1 protein-coding gene and 1 pseudogene are annotated in these 1,623 nt (G+C 46.3%); both read right to left on the bottom strand.

Features of this window, described 5'->3' with window-relative positions; all coding sequences use genetic code 11:
• Window positions 1-723: pseudogene (locus DSBG_RS22720) on the bottom strand (exosporium protein); the annotation flags it as partial.
• 417 nt (window positions 724-1,140) lie between these two features.
• On the bottom strand, window positions 1,141-1,623 hold a 483-nt coding region (locus DSBG_RS23360; protein ID WP_491005797.1), incomplete at its 5' end, for a BclA C-terminal domain-containing protein.

Raw genomic sequence — 1,623 nt, 5'->3', positions numbered from 1 at the left:
CTCCCCTGTGGCTCCTGTAGCTCCTGTCTCTCCGGTTGCTCCCGTAGCTCCTATCTCGCCGGTGGCTCCTGTCTCTCCTGTGGCTCCTGTAGCTCCTGTCTCTCCTGTAGCTCCTGTCTCTCCTGTCCCTGTAGCACCCGTGGCTCCTGTCTCTCCTGTTGCCCCTGTAGTTCCTGTCCCTGTAGCACCCGTGGCTCCTGTCTCTCCTGTTGCCCCTGTAGTTCCTGTCCCTGTAGCACCCGTGGCTCCTGTCTCTCCTGTTGCCCCTGTTGCTCCGGTTGCTCCCGCGGCTCCTGTAGTTCCTGTGGTTCCTGCCCCTGTAGCTCCCGTAGCTCCTGTCTCGCCGGTTGCTCCTGTGGCTCCTGTGGCTCCTTGCGAACCTATGGGATCAAGTTCTGCTGGTAGAACGCGATGAGCTGCGACTAAGTTTCCAGCAGAATTTTTTCCCCAAGCCGAGATTTCCACAGCGTCTGAACTAGTAATAAACTTGAATTCGAAAGCATCCAATTGCGCGAAATAATTCCTTGTTGCAGCATCACCTGCTGCTAAAGTAAACGCCTCTGCGACATACTGTGTCTTCGTAGTTCCTGTCACGAAAAAACCTTCAATTTGAATGGTAGCAGCAATTGTGTCGTCGTTACTGATTTTTACTGTAAAAGTTGAAGTTGGACTTACACCAGCGACCGGAGTATTATCGATTAATCCGGTGGTTAATTCAGGCATTCTCTCGTCTCCCCACATAATATTTCATATTCCCAGTTTATGGTCTTTAGCTATTTTATTGTACAGGTTCTAGTTTTGTTACTATGTTCAAGCAACCCCTTTTAAGGTTGTCTTCTGACTCGTAAACTAACATAATTCTATTCCAGAATTCAGAACATGATCTTATTGGATGAAGATATAATTAACCTTAACTTAGCCTATCGTATAGTCGCGTTGCGACCTAACCTGAACTTAAACTTTAGTGCCCTTGGGCATTTTTACACTAACCATATATTCTCTATTACATAATTATGAATATGTTGTTTTTAACAAAAATTTTTATTTTCATGTAAATGCGTAAAAAACCTAAGGTTTGTATATCAAATCACAAACCTTAGGTTGAAGTTAGATTACATTTCTAGAACTTTCTAAAATAGATCAATCTAATTTATCAATAGTCATTTGTGCACCAACCTCGGGCGCAGTGGCTAGAGTAAGCGCCACACCAGAGGCATTCCTAAGCGTAATGACATCACCCGCTGCAAGTGCAATAATTGCCTGACCGGTTACTTGACCAGTAGCTACCAACGCCGTAATCAGAGTGGAAGGATTTACTACGCCATTAACTGCAATAGCTATTTCCGAACCTATGCCTAACGTTATACTTACGCTATAGTCGATCTGATAGTTTCCTGCAAGTGCAACGGTTATCGGCGCTGTTCCAGCAGTGTGGGTTTCATTTACAAGCGGGCCATTACTACTAAATACAACATCTGTTCCAGGAAGAACAGCTTGAGCCACTGCGTCAAGTGTATATACATAACCGAAGGCAGCCAAACCTGCTCCTGTGGCTCCTGTCCCTCCTGTCGCTCCTGTCGCTCCTGTCGATCCTGTCGATCCTGTGGCTCCTGCCGCTCCTGC

Origin of the sequence: Desulfosporosinus cupriresistens, assembly GCF_001707885.1 — a bacterium.
Classification (GTDB): domain Bacteria; phylum Bacillota; class Desulfitobacteriia; order Desulfitobacteriales; family Desulfitobacteriaceae; genus Desulfosporosinus.
This window is presented reverse-complemented; position numbering and strand designations above follow the sequence as displayed.